Genomic DNA, 966 nt, shown 5'->3' with positions numbered 1-966 from the left:
CGACTCTCGTGACAGACAAAAGTGTCTGGGAAAATTCTCCAAACTGGACAGAACTGCTTGATGGTTTCCGTAGTAATTATGGTTACACTGATGCTGTGATTCCGTTCCTTGTTGAGAAACTTGAGGAGTTGATTTAATTATGAGCGTCCGCTACGACGTAGTGTTCAAGGACGGACGCAAATTGGCAAGGAATTCCATCTGTTTTGGTGGAATGGCCAGTGGTGGTTGGGGTGGTGGTGAACTGGAAGCTCGTCCAGCAAACCAGCAAGCATTTATCCAATTCCACATCAAAAACAATATGCACCCAATGTGGTCATGGCCTTTCCCTGAAATTAAAAGGGATTGGAATCCAGCATGGTCACAGGAAGGTAAAGACCCTCAGGTGGAAGGTGCTCGTCTGTTCTTGCAGGAAATGAAAGAGCTGTATAATGACCTTCCACTGTTGAAAGGTGTTATTACCATTCATCCATTGTTGGGTGTAGTAAGAGCACATATCAAACGCCACAAAGCTGATAAAATCATCTTGGCATTGATGTTGTTCCGTAACTTAGCCAACTACAGTAATAACTGTTTCACGTATCGACATTTCCGTAATCAAGGTTATCGTCCTCGTGCTGCGGTTATTCTGGCACACCTTATCAATTGTGACATTGGTGTGTTTGGTGCTCGTACTTGGGGCGACCAATGGTTGAGTGAATACAACTGGATTAATCCAGATTGCTTTGGTAAACAAGCTCTCATTAAGATGATTCATTGCGATGAAGTCGAAGATGAATGGCCCCGTTATCATCAGCAACCTTGGTCAGTTCAGCGTGGTTATCGTCGTGAACGTGAATGGGTAGGAAATTCAGCTTATCTGTTCGACGACCGTTACCGCGGATTACAGTGGAACTACGCCACTGATACAATCGAATCTCAATACGCAAACCACAATAACATCCACAAGTATTTAAACTTGGTTGATGC

General features: G+C 44.0%; 1 protein-coding gene. It reads left to right on the top strand.

Features of this window, described 5'->3' with window-relative positions; all coding sequences use genetic code 11:
* Positions 1–139: 139 nt before the first annotated feature.
* Positions 140–966: hypothetical protein (locus N1032_RS24000; protein ID WP_259542966.1), on the top strand; the 827-nt coding region annotated here is incomplete at its 3' end.

The organism is Herbiconiux daphne, assembly GCF_024979295.1.
Classification (GTDB): domain Bacteria; phylum Actinomycetota; class Actinomycetes; order Actinomycetales; family Microbacteriaceae; genus Herbiconiux; species Herbiconiux daphnes.
The sequence above is the reverse complement of the archived record's forward strand: the minus strand, read 5'-3'. Positions and strand labels throughout refer to the sequence as shown.